Source organism: Rhodobium gokarnense (assembly GCF_025961475.1).
Taxonomy (GTDB): Bacteria; Pseudomonadota; Alphaproteobacteria; order Rhizobiales; family Rhodobiaceae; genus Rhodobium; species Rhodobium gokarnense.
This window is the reverse complement of sequence record NZ_JAOQNS010000003.1, coordinates 220,272-237,268: the sequence shown is the minus strand read 5'-3', so window position 1 is coordinate 237,268 and position 16,997 is coordinate 220,272. Positions and strand designations below refer to the sequence as shown.

Annotated in this window: 19 protein-coding genes; 12 read left to right on the top strand and 7 right to left on the bottom strand. The window is 66.0% G+C overall.

Annotated elements, in window-relative coordinates; genetic code table 11:
• Window positions 1–253: 253 nt before the first annotated feature.
• Genes ureE through ureG form a run of 4 tightly spaced genes read left to right on the top strand, consistent with a single transcriptional unit; the run spans window position 254 to window position 2,396 of the window.
• Window positions 254–799: an urease accessory protein UreE gene (gene ureE, locus M2319_RS06310; protein ID WP_264600864.1), complete on the top strand. Its 546-nt coding sequence runs from the start codon at window positions 254–256 to the stop codon at window positions 797–799.
• 21 nt (window positions 800–820) lie between these two features.
• A complete protein-coding gene (locus tag M2319_RS06305) occupies window positions 821–1,102 on the top strand; it encodes a YrhK family protein (RefSeq protein ID WP_264600599.1) in 282 nt (93 codons plus the stop codon).
• Entirely contained in the window at window positions 1,099–1,776 is a 678-nt protein-coding gene (locus M2319_RS06300; protein ID WP_264600598.1) for an urease accessory protein UreF, read from the top strand. The genes M2319_RS06305 and M2319_RS06300 overlap by 4 nt, the downstream gene beginning before the upstream one ends.
• Window positions 1,773–2,396: an urease accessory protein UreG gene (gene ureG, locus M2319_RS06295; RefSeq protein WP_264600597.1), complete on the top strand. Its 624-nt coding sequence runs from the start codon at window positions 1,773–1,775 to the stop codon at window positions 2,394–2,396. Before M2319_RS06300 ends, ureG begins: the two co-directional genes overlap by 4 nt.
• Window positions 2,397–2,729: 333 nt before the next feature.
• Here ureG and M2319_RS06290 read toward each other — a convergent pair whose 3' ends face one another.
• Genes M2319_RS06290 through rsxA form a run of 7 tightly spaced genes read right to left on the bottom strand, consistent with a single transcriptional unit; the run spans window position 2,730 to window position 8,216 of the window.
• On the bottom strand, window positions 2,730–2,999 hold the full coding sequence (locus M2319_RS06290) for an RnfH family protein (RefSeq protein ID WP_264600596.1): 270 nt from the start codon (window positions 2,997–2,999) through the stop codon (window positions 2,730–2,732).
• Between the two features lie 21 nt (window positions 3,000–3,020).
• On the bottom strand, window positions 3,021–3,722 hold the full coding sequence (locus tag M2319_RS06285; protein ID WP_264600595.1) for an electron transport complex subunit E: 702 nt from the start codon (window positions 3,720–3,722) through the stop codon (window positions 3,021–3,023).
• Entirely contained in the window at window positions 3,719–4,507 is a 789-nt protein-coding gene (gene rsxG, locus M2319_RS06280) for an electron transport complex subunit RsxG (RefSeq protein WP_264600594.1), read from the bottom strand. The genes M2319_RS06285 and rsxG overlap by 4 nt, the downstream gene beginning before the upstream one ends.
• A 5-nt stretch (window positions 4,508–4,512) precedes the next feature.
• Window positions 4,513–5,580 carry an RnfABCDGE type electron transport complex subunit D gene (locus M2319_RS06275; RefSeq protein WP_264600593.1) on the bottom strand — a complete coding sequence of 356 codons (1,068 nt, stop codon included), beginning with the start codon at window positions 5,578–5,580 and terminating at the stop codon, window positions 4,513–4,515.
• Window positions 5,577–7,076, bottom strand: a complete 1,500-nt coding sequence (rsxC, locus tag M2319_RS06270) for an electron transport complex subunit RsxC (protein ID WP_264600592.1) — start codon at window positions 7,074–7,076, stop codon at window positions 5,577–5,579. The genes M2319_RS06275 and rsxC overlap by 4 nt, the downstream gene beginning before the upstream one ends.
• 11 nt (window positions 7,077–7,087) lie before the next feature.
• Window positions 7,088–7,624 (bottom strand): RnfABCDGE type electron transport complex subunit B, encoded by a 537-nt coding sequence (locus M2319_RS06265; RefSeq protein ID WP_264600591.1) that lies wholly within the window; start codon window positions 7,622–7,624, stop codon window positions 7,088–7,090.
• 10 nt (window positions 7,625–7,634) lie between these two features.
• Window positions 7,635–8,216 (bottom strand): electron transport complex subunit RsxA, encoded by a 582-nt coding sequence (gene rsxA, locus M2319_RS06260; RefSeq protein ID WP_264600590.1) that lies wholly within the window; start codon window positions 8,214–8,216, stop codon window positions 7,635–7,637.
• 339 nt (window positions 8,217–8,555) lie between these two features.
• Between rsxA and nifL the strand changes: the two genes are divergently transcribed.
• The 8 genes from nifL to M2319_RS06220 all read left to right on the top strand — a co-directional run bounded on the left by nifL (window position 8,556) and on the right by M2319_RS06220 (window position 16,541).
• Window positions 8,556–10,220 carry a nitrogen fixation negative regulator NifL gene (nifL, locus tag M2319_RS06255; RefSeq protein WP_264600589.1) on the top strand — a complete coding sequence of 555 codons (1,665 nt, stop codon included), beginning with the start codon at window positions 8,556–8,558 and terminating at the stop codon, window positions 10,218–10,220.
• A 5-nt stretch (window positions 10,221–10,225) separates the two neighbouring features.
• The gene (gene nifA, locus M2319_RS06250; RefSeq protein WP_264600588.1) at window positions 10,226–11,887 is read left to right on the top strand and encodes a nif-specific transcriptional activator NifA; all 1,662 of its coding nucleotides are present in this window, start codon (window positions 10,226–10,228) and stop codon (window positions 11,885–11,887) included.
• A gap of 240 nt (window positions 11,888–12,127) precedes the next feature.
• Window positions 12,128–13,615: a nitrogenase cofactor biosynthesis protein NifB gene (nifB, locus tag M2319_RS06245; protein WP_264600587.1), complete on the top strand. Its 1,488-nt coding sequence runs from the start codon at window positions 12,128–12,130 to the stop codon at window positions 13,613–13,615.
• Window positions 13,616–13,627: 12 nt separating this feature from the next.
• Window positions 13,628–13,903, top strand: coding sequence for a 4Fe-4S dicluster domain-containing protein (locus tag M2319_RS23165; RefSeq protein WP_319801765.1), 276 nt, complete (start codon window positions 13,628–13,630; stop codon window positions 13,901–13,903).
• A gap of 15 nt (window positions 13,904–13,918) precedes the next feature.
• The gene (locus M2319_RS06235; protein WP_264600586.1) at window positions 13,919–15,181 is read left to right on the top strand and encodes an FprA family A-type flavoprotein; all 1,263 of its coding nucleotides are present in this window, start codon (window positions 13,919–13,921) and stop codon (window positions 15,179–15,181) included.
• An 87-nt stretch (window positions 15,182–15,268) separates the two neighbouring features.
• Window positions 15,269–15,559, top strand: coding sequence for a 2Fe-2S iron-sulfur cluster-binding protein (locus M2319_RS06230; protein ID WP_111435540.1), 291 nt, complete (start codon window positions 15,269–15,271; stop codon window positions 15,557–15,559).
• A 32-nt stretch (window positions 15,560–15,591) separates the two neighbouring features.
• Complete coding sequence (locus M2319_RS06225) at window positions 15,592–15,954, top strand: 2Fe-2S iron-sulfur cluster-binding protein (RefSeq protein WP_264600585.1); 363 nt, start codon at window positions 15,592–15,594, stop codon at window positions 15,952–15,954.
• Complete coding sequence (locus M2319_RS06220) at window positions 15,951–16,541, top strand: nitrogen fixation protein NifQ (protein WP_264600584.1); 591 nt, start codon at window positions 15,951–15,953, stop codon at window positions 16,539–16,541. The genes M2319_RS06225 and M2319_RS06220 overlap by 4 nt, the downstream gene beginning before the upstream one ends.
• Window positions 16,542–16,997: the final 456 nt, after the last annotated feature.

Sequence of the window (16,997 nt, the reverse complement as noted above, 5' to 3'; positions counted from 1 at the left end):
GGCCTGACGGATTGTTCCGAAAGGCCTCATGGATTGCCGGGTCAAGCCCGGCAATGACGCGGGAGGGCGCGGTCGAGACAAAGCGGGCATTTGTGCCTGCTGCGCACGTTCTGGATTGCTTCGCTTCGCTCGCAATGACGGCGGAGGGAGCTGTGCCGCATCCTATTCAACGTCATTGCGAGGAGGCCGTCAGGCCGACGCGGCAATCCAGCAGCGGCCTTTCGGGAAAACGGGGAGCGTATTCGTGACCGACATGACCATCGCGCGCAGCGTCGTCGATGCGGAACATGCGGCAGGCAAGGCCGTGGGCGACAGCGTGCTTCTCGACTATGAGAGCCGCTATCTGCGCAGAAAAGTGCTGACCACTGCCTCCGGTCAAAAGCTGCTCGTCGATCTTCCGAAGGCCACCGTGCTGAAGGATGGCGATCTTTTGGAAACCGAGGACGGCTCCTTCGTTGCCGTTGCCGCGGCCGACGAGGCGTTGGCGGAGGTCACCGTTGCCGATCCCCATGCCCTCGTCCGGCTCGCCTACCATCTCGGCAACCGGCATCTGCCGGTCCAGATCGCTCCCGACCGGCTCCTGATCGAGCGCGACCACGTCATCGAGGAAATGGTCGCAAAGCTTGGCGCCACCGTCCGCCATGTGGAGGAGCCGTTCAATCCGGAGGGTGGAGCCTATGGCTATGGCCGCACGCATGGGCATGATCACGGGCACGGTCACTCCCATGAGCATGGGCACGACCACGGCCATTCCCACGATCACGGTCATTCCCACCATCACAGCCATTCGCACGGCTGATCGCACACCCCAGAGGCCTTCATGACGCTGTTCGATTCCCGCAACCGCTCGAAATCGCCGCGCCACGAACGCATCTACGCCCTCTACGAAATCGCCCATACCTGCGTCGACTTCCTTGCGGCGATCCTGTTCGTCGTCGGCTCGGCATTGTTCTTCTGGCAGTCGCTCTATATCCCGGCGACCTGGTGTTTCCTCATCGGGTCCTTGTTCTTTCTCGCCAAGCCGGCGCTCAGGCTTGCGCGCGAGCTGCAATATCTCGCCATGGGCGACTATGACGACCTTGCCGAAAGGCTGAACCGGTGAGCGATCCGCTGCTTGCCCTGATGACCTGGCTGTCGCCGGCCTATCCGGTCGGCGCCTACACCTACAGCCATGGGCTCGACCAGGCGGTGGAGGCCGGCCGTGTCCGCGATGCGGCGACCGCCAAGGCCTGGATCGCCGACATCGTGGAACTCGGCGGCGGCTTTTCCGACGCGGTCTTTTTGGGGCACGCGCATCGGGCGGCGATGGAGGGCGACGCGGCGGCACTGGCCGAGACGGCCGAACTCGCCGCCGCCTTTGCCGGGACGGCGGAGCTGGCGCTGGAAAGCCATGCGCAAGGGGCGGCGTTCCTGAAGGTCACGGAGGCGGCATGGCCGACGCCGACGCTCGATGCCCTGAAGGCCGCGTTCAGCGGACCTTACGCCTATCCCGTTGCCGTCGGCGTCGTCGCCGCGGGGCATGGGGTGCCGGTGGAGCTTGCCGCCCGCGCCTATCTGCAGGCCTTTGCCGCCAATCTCGTCTCGGCCGCCGTGCGCCTCGTGCCGCTCGGCCAGACCGACGGCCAGCGCATCACCGCCGCGGTGATGCCTCTGGTGGAGCAAAGCGCGGCGCGGGCGCTGGAAAAGGCCCTTGACGACGTCGCCAACGGGGCGCTCCTTGCCGATCTCTCCTCCATGAAACACGAAACCCAGCATACGAGGCTCTTCCGCTCATGACGGACACCCATAACGGGCCCCTTAGGGTCGGCATCGGCGGGCCGGTCGGCTCCGGCAAGACGGCGCTCACCGACGCGCTCTGCAAGGCGATGCGCGACCGCTATTCCGTCGCCGTCATCACCAACGACATCTACACCCGCGAGGACGCTGAGTTCCTCACCCGGTCGGGCGCGCTGCCGCCGGAGCGCATCACCGGCGTTGAGACCGGCGGCTGCCCGCACACGGCGATCCGCGAGGACGCCTCGATCAACCTTGCGGCGGTCGCGGATATGCAGGCGGCGTTCCCCGACCTCGACATGGTCATCATCGAGTCCGGCGGCGATAACCTTGCCGCCACCTTCTCGCCGGAGCTTGCCGACATCACCATCTACGTCATCGACGTGTCGGCCGGCGACAAGATCCCGCGCAAGGGCGGACCCGGCATCACCCGCTCCGACCTCCTCGTCATCAACAAAATCGATCTTGCTCCGCTGGTCGGCGCCAGCCTTGAGGTGATGGCGCGGGACGCGGAGAAAATGCGCGGCGAGCGCCCGTTCCTCTTCACCGTCGTCACCGACGGCAAGGGGGTTTCCGACGTCGTGGAGTTCATCGAGGAAGCGGGTGGGTTGAGTGCGGGGTGAGGGTGCGAGGGCGGAAGGCCCGTCCTTGTGGCTTTCTGGATCCCTTCGCTCTCGCTATGACGCCGTCAACACTATGATCGTCATCGCGAGGAGGCCGAAGGCCGACGCGGCGATCCAGAGCGGCGTTTGAGGACCGGCAAGTTCGGCTGCGTACTACTCCGCCGTCACCCCGGCCGTAGCGAAGCGGAGAGCCGGGGGCGAGTGCCCTCATCAGCACGGCATGCCGTTGCCGATTCGAGAGGCCGTTTCTGGATTGCTTCGCTGCGCTCGCAATGACAATCGGAGGTTTGCCAGGGGGCATCAACGCGTCAGGCTGCCGAACGACGGCCAGCCTCACTCCTCCTCCTGGTCCTTGCGCTCCACGAGGTCCGGGTCGGCGGTGATCGGGCGGTAGATCTCGACCCGGTCGCCCTCGGAAAGCGGGGCGTCGAGCTTGGCGATCTTGCCGAAGACGCCGACCTTCTGGTGCTCCAGGTCGATTTCCGGGAACTGGCCGAGGATGCCGGAGCGCTCGATGGCGTCGCGCACCGTGCTGTCGTCGGGCATCTCCATGCGCAGCCAGACCTTGTGGACGGGGGTGACGTAGGCAACGCCGATGTTCATGGCCTGAAACTCCCAAAAAGATCAGTTTCCGACGACGATTTCCTTGGCCGCGGGCCGTTCCTCGTCCTCGCCGTCGGCCTCCGCGCGGGCGGCGCGGGCATCGAGAATGCGTTTTCCGGCAAGCAGCAGGCCGAGGACGAGGAAGCCCCCCGGCGGCAGGGCGAGGAGCAGAAAGCCGCGGTATTCGGGAATGACGGTGATTTCCAGGAAGCCGAAGCTGTCGCCGAGGAACAGCGAGGCGTTGGCGAACAACGTGCCGGAGCCGAGGATCTCGCGGATCGCGCCGAGGACGACGAGGGCGAAGGTGAAACCGAGGCCCATCATCAGCCCGTCGAAGGCGGCCGGCAGCACCTTGACCTTGGAGGCGAACGCCTCGGCCCGGCCGAGGATCGCGCAGTTGGTGACGATCAGCGGGATGAACAGGCCGAGCACCTTGTAGAGGTCGTGCAGCCAGGCATTCATCAGCATCTCCACCAGGGTGACGAGGATGGCGATGATGAGGACGAAGGCCGGGATGCGGATCTCCGGCTCGATCAGATTGCGCAGGATCGAGACGATGAGCCCGGAGGCGACGAGCACCGCAGTGGTCGCAATCCCCATGCCGAGGCCGTTGGTGGCCGTGCCGGTGACCGCCAGGAGCGGGCAAAGCGCCAGCATCTGGGCAAAGACAACGTTGTTGCTCCACATGGCGTCGCTGGCGATGCGCTTGTAGTCGGTGCTCATGGGTTCGCCTCGCTGGTCCGTTTCGGCAGGGCGGTCAGGGCGTCGCGGTAGCTGGCAAAGAATTCCAGCCCCTCGCGGACGGCCTTGACGACGGCGCGCGGGGTGATCGTCGCGCCGGAGAACTGGTCGAACCGGCCGCCGTCCTTTTTCACCCGCCAATCGTCCTCCGGCGTGTTGCCGAAGGACAGGCCGGAAAACTTTTCGATCCAGGCGCTCTTTTCCGCCTCGATCTTGTCACCGAGGCCCGGTGTCTCGGCGTGCTGCAGGACGCGGACGCCAAGCAGTTCGCCGTCGGCGGCGACGCCCATCAGGATGAGGATGGCGCCGCCATAGCCCTGGCCGGTGACGCGGTAGGCAACGGCCGTGACTTCGCCGTCGCGGATCGCCGGATAGATCATGCGGGAATTGTCGTCGGTGGCGGAAAACTTCCAGGCATCGACGACGGGATCGTTGTCGTGCAGGTCCTCGGGCATCACCATCGAAAGCGAAGCCTGGAGGTCCTCCTTGTGGCGCTGCTCGATGGCGTCCTCGGTGGTGGCAAAGCCGGTGGCGAGGAGGGCGGCGCCGATCAGCGCGAAGCCGCCGAGGAGGGCCGCCAGATAGAGCGGCGAGCGGGTGCCGTGCTCGCCGGCGGCCGTGGCGCTTGCAGCCGCGTCGGCGGCGCCGTCGGGCTCGACCAGCGCCTCGGCCTCGCTGTTGCCGTCATCGGACGCCTTCGGCGGGCGCCGGCGGACGAGGCGCCGGGAGAGCTTTTCGTAGAAGCTGGAACCTGGAATCCGCGCCATTGCCGTCAGGTCTCTTCGTAGCGGATCGGCTCGCCGGAACGGGTGCGGCCGTAGATGCGGGGACGGACATAGTGGTCGATCAGCGGCACGGCGGCGTTCATCAGGAGGATGGCAAAGCCGATGCCCTCCGGATAGGAGGCCCAGGTGCGGATGATGAAGGTGAGGGCGGCAACGCCGGCCCCGAAGATCAGCTTGCCCATGCCGGTCGCCGGCGCCGTCACATAGTCGGTGGCGATGAAGAAGGCGGCGAACAGGAAGGTGCCGGAGACGAGGTGGATGGCGGGTCCCGGATAGCGGCCGGGGTCGATCGCCTGGAAGAGGCCCGCGAGCACGGCCATCGTCACGATCATCGCCACCGGCGCGTGCCAGGTGATGGTGCGGGTGGCAAGGAGCAGGATGCCGCCGAGGAGGATGGCGACGGCCGAGGTCTCGCCCATGGAGCCGGGCACGATGCCGAGCGCCATCGCCGTCAGCGACAGCGAGCCGCCGACCACTTCGTTGACGGGGACGCCGAGGCCGAGCTGGGTCTTGATGGCGCCGAGCAGCGAGGCGCTGGAGACGGCATCGAAGGCGGTGTGGCCGGCAAAGGTGATCTCAAGGCCTTCAAGGAAGCCGGGCGAGCTGCCGGTGAACATCGGCTGGGGCGTCAGGAACTGGGTCATCTCGATCGGAAACGAGATGAGCAGCACCGTGCGGGCGATCATCGCCGGGTTGAAGACGTTCTGGCCGAGGCCGCCAAAGGCGTGCTTGGCGAGCACGATGGCGATGAAGGAGCCGACGACGCCGATCCACCAGGGTGCCCAGGGCGGCAGGGTCATCGCAATAATCCAGCCGGTGACGACGGCCGAGCCGTCGAGCAGGAAGGGCTTTTGCGGCTTGCCGGCAAGGGCGAGGGAAAAGGATTCCGCGGCGATCGCGGCGGCAACGGTGACGAGGAACAGGAACACGGCCGGCCAGCCGAACTCGTAAAAGCCGAACAGGGTGGCAGGCATCAGCGCGACCAGGACCAGCACCATCGTCCTTGAGATGCTGTTTCCGGAATGGGCGTGCGGTCCGCCGACGAGAGCGTTCATGCCCCGATCGTTTCCTGCTTGGCCCGCTTCTTCTCCGCGTCGGCCTTCTTCTTGGCCTCGCGCTCGGCCTTCATGCGGGCCATCGCTTCCTGCTTGGCCTTCTTCTGGCGCTCCATGCGCTCCTCGCGGAACTGGGTGAGGCGCTTGGTCTCTTCCTGCTTGTGCTTGGCGCGCTGCTGGGCGGTCAGCTTGCCCTTGGCGTAGTTGAAGTACTGGACCAGCGGGATGCTCGCCGGGCAGACCCAGGCACAGGAGCCGCAGGCGATGCAGTCGAGGAGGCCGATCTTGACGGCGGCGTCGAGTTCCTCCTTGCGGATGTGGCCGGCCATCTCGAACGGCGTCAGGCCGCAGGGGCAGGCGGAAACGCAGGAGGCGCAGCGGATGCAGGGCATTGTCTGGCGCGCCGGCGTCTCGTCGGGCCCGAGGGCAAGGACGCCGTTGCTGCCCTTGACGACGGAGGTTCTGGTCGAGGAGATCGGCTGGCCCATCATCGGGCCGCCGAGGAGCAGGCGGTCCGGCTCCTTGTTGAAGCCGCCGCAATGGTCGATCAGGTGCGAGATCGGCGTGCCGATCGGCACCTCGAAATTGCCGGTGCGCGCCATGGCGCCGCCGCTGACGGTGACGACGCGCGAGATCAGCGGCCGGCCGAAGCGGACCGCCTCGCGGATGGCGTAGCAGGTGGCAACGTTATGGACGACGACGCCGATATCGGCGGTCAGCGCCCGGGCCGGCGTCTCCTTGCCGGTCAGCGTCTGGACGAGGTGCTTTTCGGAGCCCATCGGATAGCGGGTCGGGACCCGGGCGATCAGCACGTCCTTGAACTGGTTGGCCGAGCAGACGGCCTTGAGGGCCGCCAGCGCCTCCGGCTTGTTGCCTTCGATGGCGATGATCGCCCGTTCCACGCCGAGGGCATGGCGCAGGATGCGGATGCCGTCGATGACGGCCTCGCTGCGCTCGCGCATCATGCGGTCGTCGCAGGTCAGGTACGGCTCGCACTCCGCGGCGTTGATGACCAGCGTCTCCAGCTTGTTGCGGTTGCGCAGGCCGAGCTTGACGGCGGAAGGGAAGGTGGCGCCGCCCATGCCGACGATGCCGGAGGCGGCGACGCGTTCCGCGATGATGTCGGGCCCGACGGAAAAGGGATCGTCGATCGGGGCGGGGAGCTCGCCCCATTCGTCCTTGCCGTCGGGGCGCATGGTGATGGTCTGGCCGGGCAGGCCGGACGGATGCGGGGCGACGAAGCGGCCGATGGCGCTGATGCGCCCGGAGGTCGGGGCGTGGATGGCGGCGGAGACGGGGCCGCGGGCCGAGGCCAGCAACTGGCCCTTCTTCACCTCGTCGCCCTTTTCGACGACGGTGACGGCTGGCGCGCCGATGTGCTGCTGCAGCGGGATGCGCAACAGGCTCGGCAACGGCACGGTCTCGATCGCCTTGCCGGCAGCGAGGTCCTTGCGCTCGTCGGGGTGGATGCCGCCCTTGATCCGGAACATCTTCATCGCCGTCTCCCTCATGCCGCCAGGCCCGTGTCCGGCTTCGGCCAGTGCCAGGTCATCAGCGTGTCGGTGACGGGGCGCATGGTGATGGCGCCGGTGGGGCAGACCTCCTCGCAGACCTCGCAGCCGGTGCAGGCATCGTCGACGACGCCGTGCATCTGGCGCGAGGCGCCGACGATGGCGTCGGTCGGGCAGCGCTTCAGGCACTTGGTGCAGCCGGTGCACAGGTCCTCGAAGATGAAGGCGGTGACCGGGCCCTTGTCCTTCATGCCGGAAAGGTCGGCTTCCACGCCGAGCTTGTCGGCGAGTTGGCTGGCCAGCGCCTTGCCGCCGGGCGGGCACATGGCGACGCCGATCTCGCCCTTGGCAAGGCCCTCGGCGGCGGCCGAGCAGCCGAGATAGCCGCACTGGCCGCAATTGGTGCCGGGCAAGAGGCCCTCGATTTCCTCGGCGATCGGGTTGCCCTCGACGCGCAGGTAATAAGCCGCAAGGCCCAGTCCGCCGCCAAGCGCTCCCCCCAGTCCGAACAGGACGGCCATCGCCTCGATCATCCGTATCTCCTCATTGCGTCACCAGGCCGGCAAAGCCCATGAAGGCGAGCGACAGGAACCCGGCGGTCAGGAACGCCACCGGAGCCCCGGAAAAGGCGGCCGGCACGTCGGCGATCCGGAGCCGTTCGCGCAGGCCCGCAAAAAGAACCATCACCAGCGTGAAGCCGACCGCGGAGCCGAAGCCGTAGAGCATGCTCTCCACGAAGCTGTGCTGTTCCTGGACGTTGAGCAGGGCGACGCCGAGCACCGCGCAGTTGGTGGTGATCAGCGGCAGGTAGATGCCGAGCACCTGGTGCAGCACCGGCGAGGCCTTGCGCACTGTCATCTCGGTGAACTGCACGATGGCGGCGATCACCAGGATGAAGGTGAGGATGCGCAGATAGCCGAGCCCGAGCGGCTGCAGCATCAGGGTCTCCAGCACCCAGCTCGCGGTCGAGGCGACCGTCAGCACGAAGGTGGTGGCAAAGCCCATGCCGAGCGCCGCCGACAGTTTGTTGGAGACGCCCATCAGCGGGCACAGGCCAAGGAACTTGACCAACACAACGTTGTTGACCAGCGCCGTCCCCAGCAAAATGATCAGGTAGTGTTCCATTGCGCGCCCAGACGTCCCGTCGTTCGCGACTGCGTTCGTCTCAAAAAGAGCATTATCCATGCCAGACGGCGCAGGGCGCGGGAGGGGCCGGGGGAAGGGGCCGGATTCGGGACGAAACGTCGCCGAATCCTTTTGTTGCACTGCGGTAGAATATTTGTCGATAATGCGACATCGCGTAAGTGTCGCCGCCCGTGCTTGTCGCAAAGCCTACACAGCGGGCCCTGCGGGGGCGACAAACGCCACGGTAACGGGCCTTTTTGGAGCGCCGGACCACGCCCCTAAAGGCATGCATCTTGCTTTAAGTATCCCCGAACCTTTTTGAGGGCGGGCGAGGTAGGGATGAGCAACGAACCCGGCAAAGAGCAACATTTCGAAGCCTGTGCAGCGCTGACGGCGATCCTGTCGTCGCTGCCGGACGATCTGCCGCCGGAGGTGGAGGAGATCTTCGGGCCGAGCGCCATGCCGGCGGACGGGTCGCTGCCGCCGCGGCTCTACCGCGAGACGGTGGAGCAGCTCTCCGTTGCCATCTCCGTCACCGACACGGAGGCCAACATCGTCTACGTCAACCCGGCCTTCGAGGGGCTGACCGGCTATGGCGTCAAGGACGTCGTCGGCCAGAACGAGGCGCTGCTCTCTGCCAAGGCGACGCCGCGGGCGGTCTATCTCGACCTTTGGAAGACGATCTCGGGCGGCGAGACCTGGCACGGCAAGCTGGTCAACCGGAAGAAATCCGGCGAGCGCTACCTGGCGGAACTCACCATCGTGCCGGTGAAGAACCGGCTCGGTACCATCCGCTACTATCTCGGCATGCACCGGGACATCACGGAGATGAACCATCTCCAGCGCCAGGTGGAAAACCAGAAGAACCTGATCGAGAGCATCATCGACAGTGCCCCGGTGGTGATGGCGCTGGTCGACGTCTCCGGCAAGGTGATCATCGACAACCGGGCCTACAAGCGGCTCGCCCACGACATGGGCGATGCGGTGCCGGCGGAGTATTTCCTCGACGAACTGAGGCCGCTGCTCGGCGACGACATGCAGAGCGCCTGCGAGGAGGAGCGGACCCTCTCCGGCGTCGAGGTCCGGGTGCTGATCCCGGGCATGCGGGTGCGCTGGTTCTCCTGTTCGACGATCTGGGTGCGCGAATTCGAGCTTGCCGCCGACAGCTATTTCGAAAGCCGGCTGCAGAATGCGTTGCTGCTCGTCTGCAACGAGGTCACCAACCTGAAGAGCCAGTACGAGCACGCAAGATTCCACGCGGTCCGCGCCGAGATGACCGAGCTGGAGATGCGCCGGAACCTGACGGAAGTGATCGAGGGCGCGCTCTACCAGTTGCAGGGGCCGCTCAACGTTATCCAGGCGATGGCCGGCATGCTGAGCCGGCGCGACGGCGCCGACGGGGCGCTGTCGCAGGCAACGGACGCGGCGCTGATGTCGGGCCAGCAGGCGATCGAGCGGCTGAAGACGGCGCTGCCGCCGGAAAGCCCGCCGGTCAAGGCGCCGGTCAATCTCAACCAGGTGATCCGCGACGTGCTCGTGATGTCGGCGAACCGGCTGTCGGCCGCCGGCATCGTCGTCGACTGGACGCCGGAGCGGGATCTGGCGCCGGTCTACGGCCAGGAGAACCTCCTGCGCATCCTCCTGAAGACCCTGATCGACAACGCCATCACCGCCGTCGGCGAGCCCGGTGCCCATGACCACGATGTGCGCATCACCACCGTCGTGACCGACGACGGAATGATCGAGACGGTGATCCGCGACGGCGGCCCCGGCATCGACCGGGCCGACCGCTCCCGCATCTTCGAGCCGTTCTGCTCGCTGTGGAGCGAAAGGCGGCGCGGCGCAGGCATGGGCCTTGCCCTTGCCCGCCAGATCGTCGGCGAACTGGACGGCGACATCCTGATCGACGACGGCCACCATATCGGTTGCGTGATGCGGATTGCCCTGCCCGCCTGCCGGCGCGATCCCTCGGCGGACGACCGGACCCGGAAGAGAGCGTGGTGACGCCCATGGATGAACAGCGCAACCTCAGCCGATCCGACCGCATCTGCCCGCGGCCCGTCTACTGCGCCTTCTACAAGCAGGAGCTGGAGACGCTCTACAAGGTGAGCGGCCTGTTGAGCCGGTCGCTGAACCTGCGCGAAACGTCCAAGGAAGTGCTGAAGCTGCTGCACGAGGAGGGGCGGCTGCATTACGGCATGATCGGCCTCGTCGACGGCGAGACGGGCGAACTCCACATCACCGACGTTCACCAGGACAGCGCCACCATCGCCCACGACGTGCGCTACCGCGCCGGCGAGGGGGTGGTCGGCACCATTCTGCATTCGCGCAACGCCATCATCGTGCCGCGGATCGCCGAGGAGCCGCGCTTCCTCGACCGGCTCGGCGTCTACGACCCGGATCTGCCGTTCATCGGCGTGCCGATCCTCTATGGCAGCGACGCGCCGCTCGGCGTCCTCGCCGCCCAGCCGATGCGCAATGACAAGTTCCTGGAGGACCAGGCCAAGCTCCTTGAGATGATCGCCTCCTTGATGGCCCAGACCGTGCAGCTTTCGCGGGCGGTGGAACTGGAGCAGGACCAGCTCCGGTCGGAGCGCGACCGGCTGCACCGCCGGGTCAAGCAGCAGCACGGCTTTGCCAACATCATCGGCGACACGGAAACCATGCGGGTGGTGTTCGAGCAGGTCCGCGTCGTCGCCAAGTGGAACACCACGGTGCTCATCCGCGGCGAGAGCGGCACCGGCAAGGAACTGGTCGCCAACGCCATCCACTACAATTCGCCGCGCGGCAGCGGGCCGTTCCTGAAGCTGAACTGCGCCGCGCTGCCGGACAACCTCCTGGAATCGGAGCTCTTCGGCCACGAGAAGGGCGCCTTCACCGGCGCCACGTCGCTGCGCAAGGGCCGCTTCGAGCAGGCTGACGGCGGCACGCTGTTCCTGGACGAGATCGGCGAGATCTCGCCGGCCTTCCAGTCCAAGCTCCTGCGCGTCCTGCAGGAGGGCGAGTTCGAGCGGGTCGGCGGCAATCGCACCCTTAAGGTCGACGTACGCATCATCGCCGCCACGAACAAGGACCTTGAGAGCGCGGTGGAAAAAGGCGACTTCCGCGAGGACCTCTATTACCGCCTCAACGTCATGGCGATCACCATGCCGGCACTGCGCGACCGGCTCGACGACATTCCCGAGCTCGCCCGCTTCCTCGTCGCCAAGGTGGCGGAAAAGCAGGGCCGCGAGCTGATGCTGACCGACAGCGCGCTCCGGCTGCTGATGCGCTACTCCTGGCCGGGCAATGTGCGCGAGCTGGAAAACTGCATGGAGCGGGCGGCGGTGATGAGCGCCGACGGCACCATCGACCGCGACGTCATCGCCCTTGCCGGCCTGCCGGACAAGGCGCTGCTCAGCCCGGCGCCGGCCCGCCCGCAATCGCCGTCATCTCCGGCCTCGGCCCCGCCGATGCCGCCGGTTCCGGCCCGGGCGAGCCCGCCGGAGACTGGCTCGGGCAGCGGCGCGCGGCTCTGGGAGGACGATGCCCTCAGCGAGCGGGAACGGGTGATCGCGGCGCTGGAAGAGGCCGGCTGGGTGCAGGCCAAGGCGGCCCGGCTGCTCGACATGACGCCGCGCCAGATCGCCTATCGGATCAAGGTGCTCGACATCAAGATGCGCCGGATCTGAGCCGACCGCTCGCCGGCTGCTTTTTTTTCGGCCACATCCATTCATTGTCGCGAATAGCACAAAGAGCCGGCCGGGCGATTGTCGGTTTCAGGACACGCCCGGCCGCCTGAAGCCCTTCCAAAACTCATGAAAAATCAGTGCCTTGCCGCATCGCGGCAAGCTGGCACGGCCGTTGCTATGCCGGATGGGACCGTTAAGCCGCCATTAATATGAGCCCTGCCAGCGAAGGAGTCCTTGGGGATGGAACTGAAAGTTCTCGGACCGGCCACACCGTCGGAAGGCGGCTGCTCGAAGGGCTCCTGCGGCTCGACCGACGACCAGATGGCGCACCTGCCGGAGCACATCCGCGAGCGGGTCAAGAACCATCCCTGCTATTCGGAAGAGGCGCACCACCACTATGCCCGCATGCATGTGGCGGTGGCGCCGGCCTGCAACATCCAGTGCAACTACTGCAATCGCAAATATGACTGCGCCAACGAGAGCCGGCCGGGCGTCGTCTCCGAACTGCTGACGCCGGACCAGGCGGTCAAGAAGACGCTGGCGGTGGCCGCCACCATCCCGCAGATGACCGTGCTCGGCATCGCCGGTCCCGGCGATCCGCTGGCCAATCCGGCGCGCACCTTCGACACCTTCCGCCAGCTTTCCGACAAGGCGCCGGACATCAAGCTCTGCGTCTCCACCAACGGGCTCACCCTGCCCGACCATGTGGAGGAGTTGGTCAAGCACAACATCGACCACGTGACCATCACCATCAACTGTGTCGATCCGGAGGTGGGCGCGAAGATCTATCCCTGGATCTTCTGGAAGAACCGGCGCATCCGCGGCGTCAAGGCGGCGAAAATCCTGATCGCGCAGCAGCAGAAGGGCCTTCAGATGCTCGTCGAACGCGGCGTGCTGGTGAAGGTCAATTCGGTGCTCATTCCCGGCGTCAACGACGAGCACCTGAAAGAGGTGAGCCGGATCGTCAAGGAAAAGGGTGCGTTCCTGCACAACGTCATGCCGCTGATCGCGGAAGAGGAGCACGGGACCTATTACGGCGTCATGGGCCAGCGGAGCCCGAGCCAGTCGGAGCTGACCGCCCTGCAGGATGCCTGCGGCGACATGAACATGATGCGCCATTGCCGCCAGTGCCGGGCCGATGCGGTCGGCCTCCTCGGCGAGGACCGCGGCCAGGAGTTCACCCTCGACAAGATCGACGCCATGGAGATCGACTACGACGCGGCGATGAAGAAGAGGGCCGAGATCCATCAGGCGATCGAGGCCTCGCGCGATGCCCAGCGCGCCGCGCAGTCGGCGAAAGCCGCGACCGCGACGGCGAGCGGCCTGCCGAAGGGCCTGCGCTCCGTCTACATGGCGGTCGCCAGCTCCGGCCAGGGCGTCGTCAACCAGCATTTCGGCCACGCCAAGGAATTCCTCGTCTACGAGGCGAGCCCGACGGGTGCGCGCTTCATCGGCCATCGCAAGACCGACCAGTACTGCGCCGGCGACACCACCTGCGGCGATGCGGAGACCGCGCTTCAGCGGACCATCCGCGTGCTCGACGGCTGCGAGGTGGTGCTGTGCTCCAGGATCGGCATCGAGCCCTGGGGGCACCTGGAAGACGCCGGCATCCTGCCGAACGGCGAACACGCCATGGAGCCGATCGAGGAGGCGGTGATGGCCGTCTACCGGGAAATGTTCGAGACCGGCCAACTGGCCCCGCCGGCATTCGAAAACCGGTCGGCCTGAGGGAGAAGCGGCATGGCCTATGAAATTACCGCTGCGTGCGTCAACTGCTTTGCCTGCATGGATGTCTGCCCGAGCGGGGCGATCCGTGAGGCAAAGCCTCATTTTCTGATCGACGCGGCGAAATGCACCCATTGCGAGGGCGATTTCGCCGACCCGCAATGCGCCAGCATCTGCCCGGTGGAGATGGCGATCCTCAACGAATTCGGCGAGGCCGCCAATCCGCTCGGCTCGCTGACGGGCATCCCGGTCGCCAGGCTGCAGGCGCTTGCCGCTGCCGGCATAATTTAGAGGGACGACAGGGCGATGCTTGCCACGCTTCCCCAGCCTGTCGAGATCGCCGAGGGCGTGCACTGGATCGGTGCGCTCGATCCGGACCTTCGCACCTTCGACCTGATCCTGAAGACGGCGAACGGCACCACCTACAACGCCTATACGGTGCGCGGGCCGAAGGGCGTCGTCGTCGTCGACACGGTCAAGGAGGAGTTCTCCGAAGAGTTCTTCGCCCGGCTGGAGCAGGTCGCGGGCTATGACGAGATCCGCGCCGTCGTCCTCAACCATCTGGAGCCGGACCACACCGGCGCCGTGCCGGAGCTGATGCGCCGGGCGCCGCAGGCCCACATCTTTTGCTCGGTGCGGGCCCTGAAGGTGCTGACCGCACTGATGAAGGAAGAGCTCGACAATTACGGCTACACGCTGACCGACACCGGCGACCGCTGCGCCCTTTCCGGCCGGCCGATCAGCTTCGTCAACACGCCCTATCTGCACTGGCCGGACACCCAGTGCACGTTCCTGGAAGACGAGAAGCTGCTGTTCTCCGGCGACGTCTTCGGCTGCCATTTCTGCGACGACCGGCTCTACAACGACCGGGTCGGCGATTTCCGGTTCTCCTTCGAATATTACTTCAAGCACATCATGCGGCCGTTCAAGCGCTGGGTGCTGGAGGCCGTCGACAAGATCGAGCCGCTGGCGCCCGACCTGATCGCGCCGGCGCACGGGCCGATCCTGCGCGACAATCCGCTGTCCTACGTGCGCAGCTACCGCACGCTCTCCAACTCCTACCTGCCGAACGAGGTGGAGGGGCGCGAGAAGAGCCTTCTCGTCTTCTACATGAGTGCCTATGGCGCGACCGCCGACATGGCCAAGGCCGTCCATGACGGGGCGTCGTCCGTCGAGGGCGTCCGGGTCTCGCTCTACGACCTGCAGGGCGGCGAGATCGAGCCCTTCGTCGACCTCATCGAGAGCGCCGACGGCCTCGTCTTCGGCTCGCCCACGGTCAATGGCGATGCGGTGAAACCGGTGTGGGACGTGCTCGCCTCGCTGATCTCGATCGAGACCCGCGGCAAGCTCGGCGGTGCCTTCGGCTCCTATGGCTGGTCGGGCGAGGCGGTGCCGATGATCGAGGACCGGCTGCGCGGCCTGAAGATGCGGGTGCCGGCCAAGGGCCTCAGGATCAAATTCCATCCGACGGAAAAGGAACTGGACGACTGCCGGGACTATGGCCGGACGCTGGCGGAAAGCCTCGTCGGCAAGGCCAAGCCCAAGGTGGTCGATTTCGCAGACCTCTGAATACCGGGGGAAGGCCGGCCGCCTTGAACGGCCGGACCCGAGAAAAGACGCAACGGAAAACACCGTGGTCCATCGAAGGAGTCAAACATGGCCAAGGGTAAATTGAGCTTCACGGACATCGACGTGACCGTGACCGTTCCCGCCGGAACGCGGGTCATCGAGGTGTCCGAGAAAGTCGGTGCCGGCATCATCTACGGCTGCCGCGAAGGCGATTGCGGCACCTGCCTGATGAAGGTCGAGGGCGGCATGGAATACCTCTCCGAGCCGACGGCGCTGGAAGACAAGGTGCTGAAGGAAAACATGGCCGGCAAGGACATGCGCTGCGCCTGCCAGGCCCAGGTGCTGGGCGACGGTGAAGTCAAGGTCCACCCGGCCTGACGACCCGCATCCGCAACTACGAGGAAACTGTCATGCCGAAAATCATCTTCCAGCACCCGGACTTCGAGGAGTTCGAGGTGTATGCGCCGGCGACCAGCCACAAGCGCACCGTCCTGTCGCTGGCCCAGGAATACAAGGTGCCGATCATGTTCGACTGCCAGGACGGCGAGTGCGGCTCCTGCGTCGTGCACGTCACCGACATCAATGGCGGCCCGACCCATATGGGCGAGCACATGACCGAGAAGGAAAAGACGGTCCTGCGCGAGATCGGCAAAATCTCCAAGGACGAGTTGGAGAAGATCGTCGTCAACGACATGGCGAGCGAATGGCGGCTCGCCTGCCAGATGATCGTGCGCGACGAGGACATCCGCATCACCTACGAGGCGGCGCAATGACCAAGCCCCTGCCACTTGCGGCGGGCGAAACCCAAACGCTCCATCAGGCGCTGTTCCAGCGCCTGATGGCGAGCGCGCGGGGCGGGCCGAATGACGGCTTTATCGCCCAGATGCTGGCGAGCTGGATGGCGGACCGGGGCGGTCTGCCGCGGTGGATGGGGCTGACGGAAGCGCAGTTCGGCGACATGCTCTGCCGGCATTTCGGGCGGCTTCCGGCCGTCTCGGGCGTGCGCGACGACCGCGACCTGCCGGACGACATGGACGAACTGGAAGACCTGCGCGCGCTGCTCATGGAATTCCGGGCGGGGCAGGACGAGTCTGAACTGTGGGTCGCCGACCTCGTCGTTGCCGGCTGCACCTCGGCCGACCATCTGTGGTCGGACCTCGGGCTGTTCTCACGGCCGCAATTGACCGCGATGCTGACGGTGAACTTCCCGGCGCTGGCAGTCAGGAACGACAGGAACATGAAGTGGAAGAAGTTCCTCTACAAGCAGCTCTGCGAGCGCGAGGGGATCTATGTCTGCCGCGCGCCGAGCTGCGCGGTGTGCGCGGACTATGCGCAGTGCTTCGCGCCGGAGGAGGAGTGAGGGCGGGGGCGCTGCTCTCTTCAAATGGATGATTATCATTATCTGGCTAATTAACGTCGATTGCTGTTGAGCATCGCATCGCAGATATTGTTTCACAGTTGCTGCACACTCTGCCGTCACCCCGGCCCCCGAGCCGGGGCCTAATGCCCCTCTCAATTCGGTATGCCGGGTGTTGTCGGAACGCTGCTGTCTGGATTGCTTCGCTGCGCTCGCAATGACGATCTTCTCGGGTTTTCCTGTGTTTTCAATGTCATCGCGAGGAGGCCGTCAGGCCGACGTGGCGATCCAGTCTGCGATCGCGGTGGGCTACCGTGTCGTGGCGGGCAATGGGTCCCGGGTCTGCGCTTCGCTTCGCCCGGGATGACGGAGAGGGGAGTGCCTGAGTTGCCAGCGATTCCGGCCGATTGAGCCGTTTTGGCACCCGTTGATTAGCCGGCGTATCTTCGTAAAAACGGT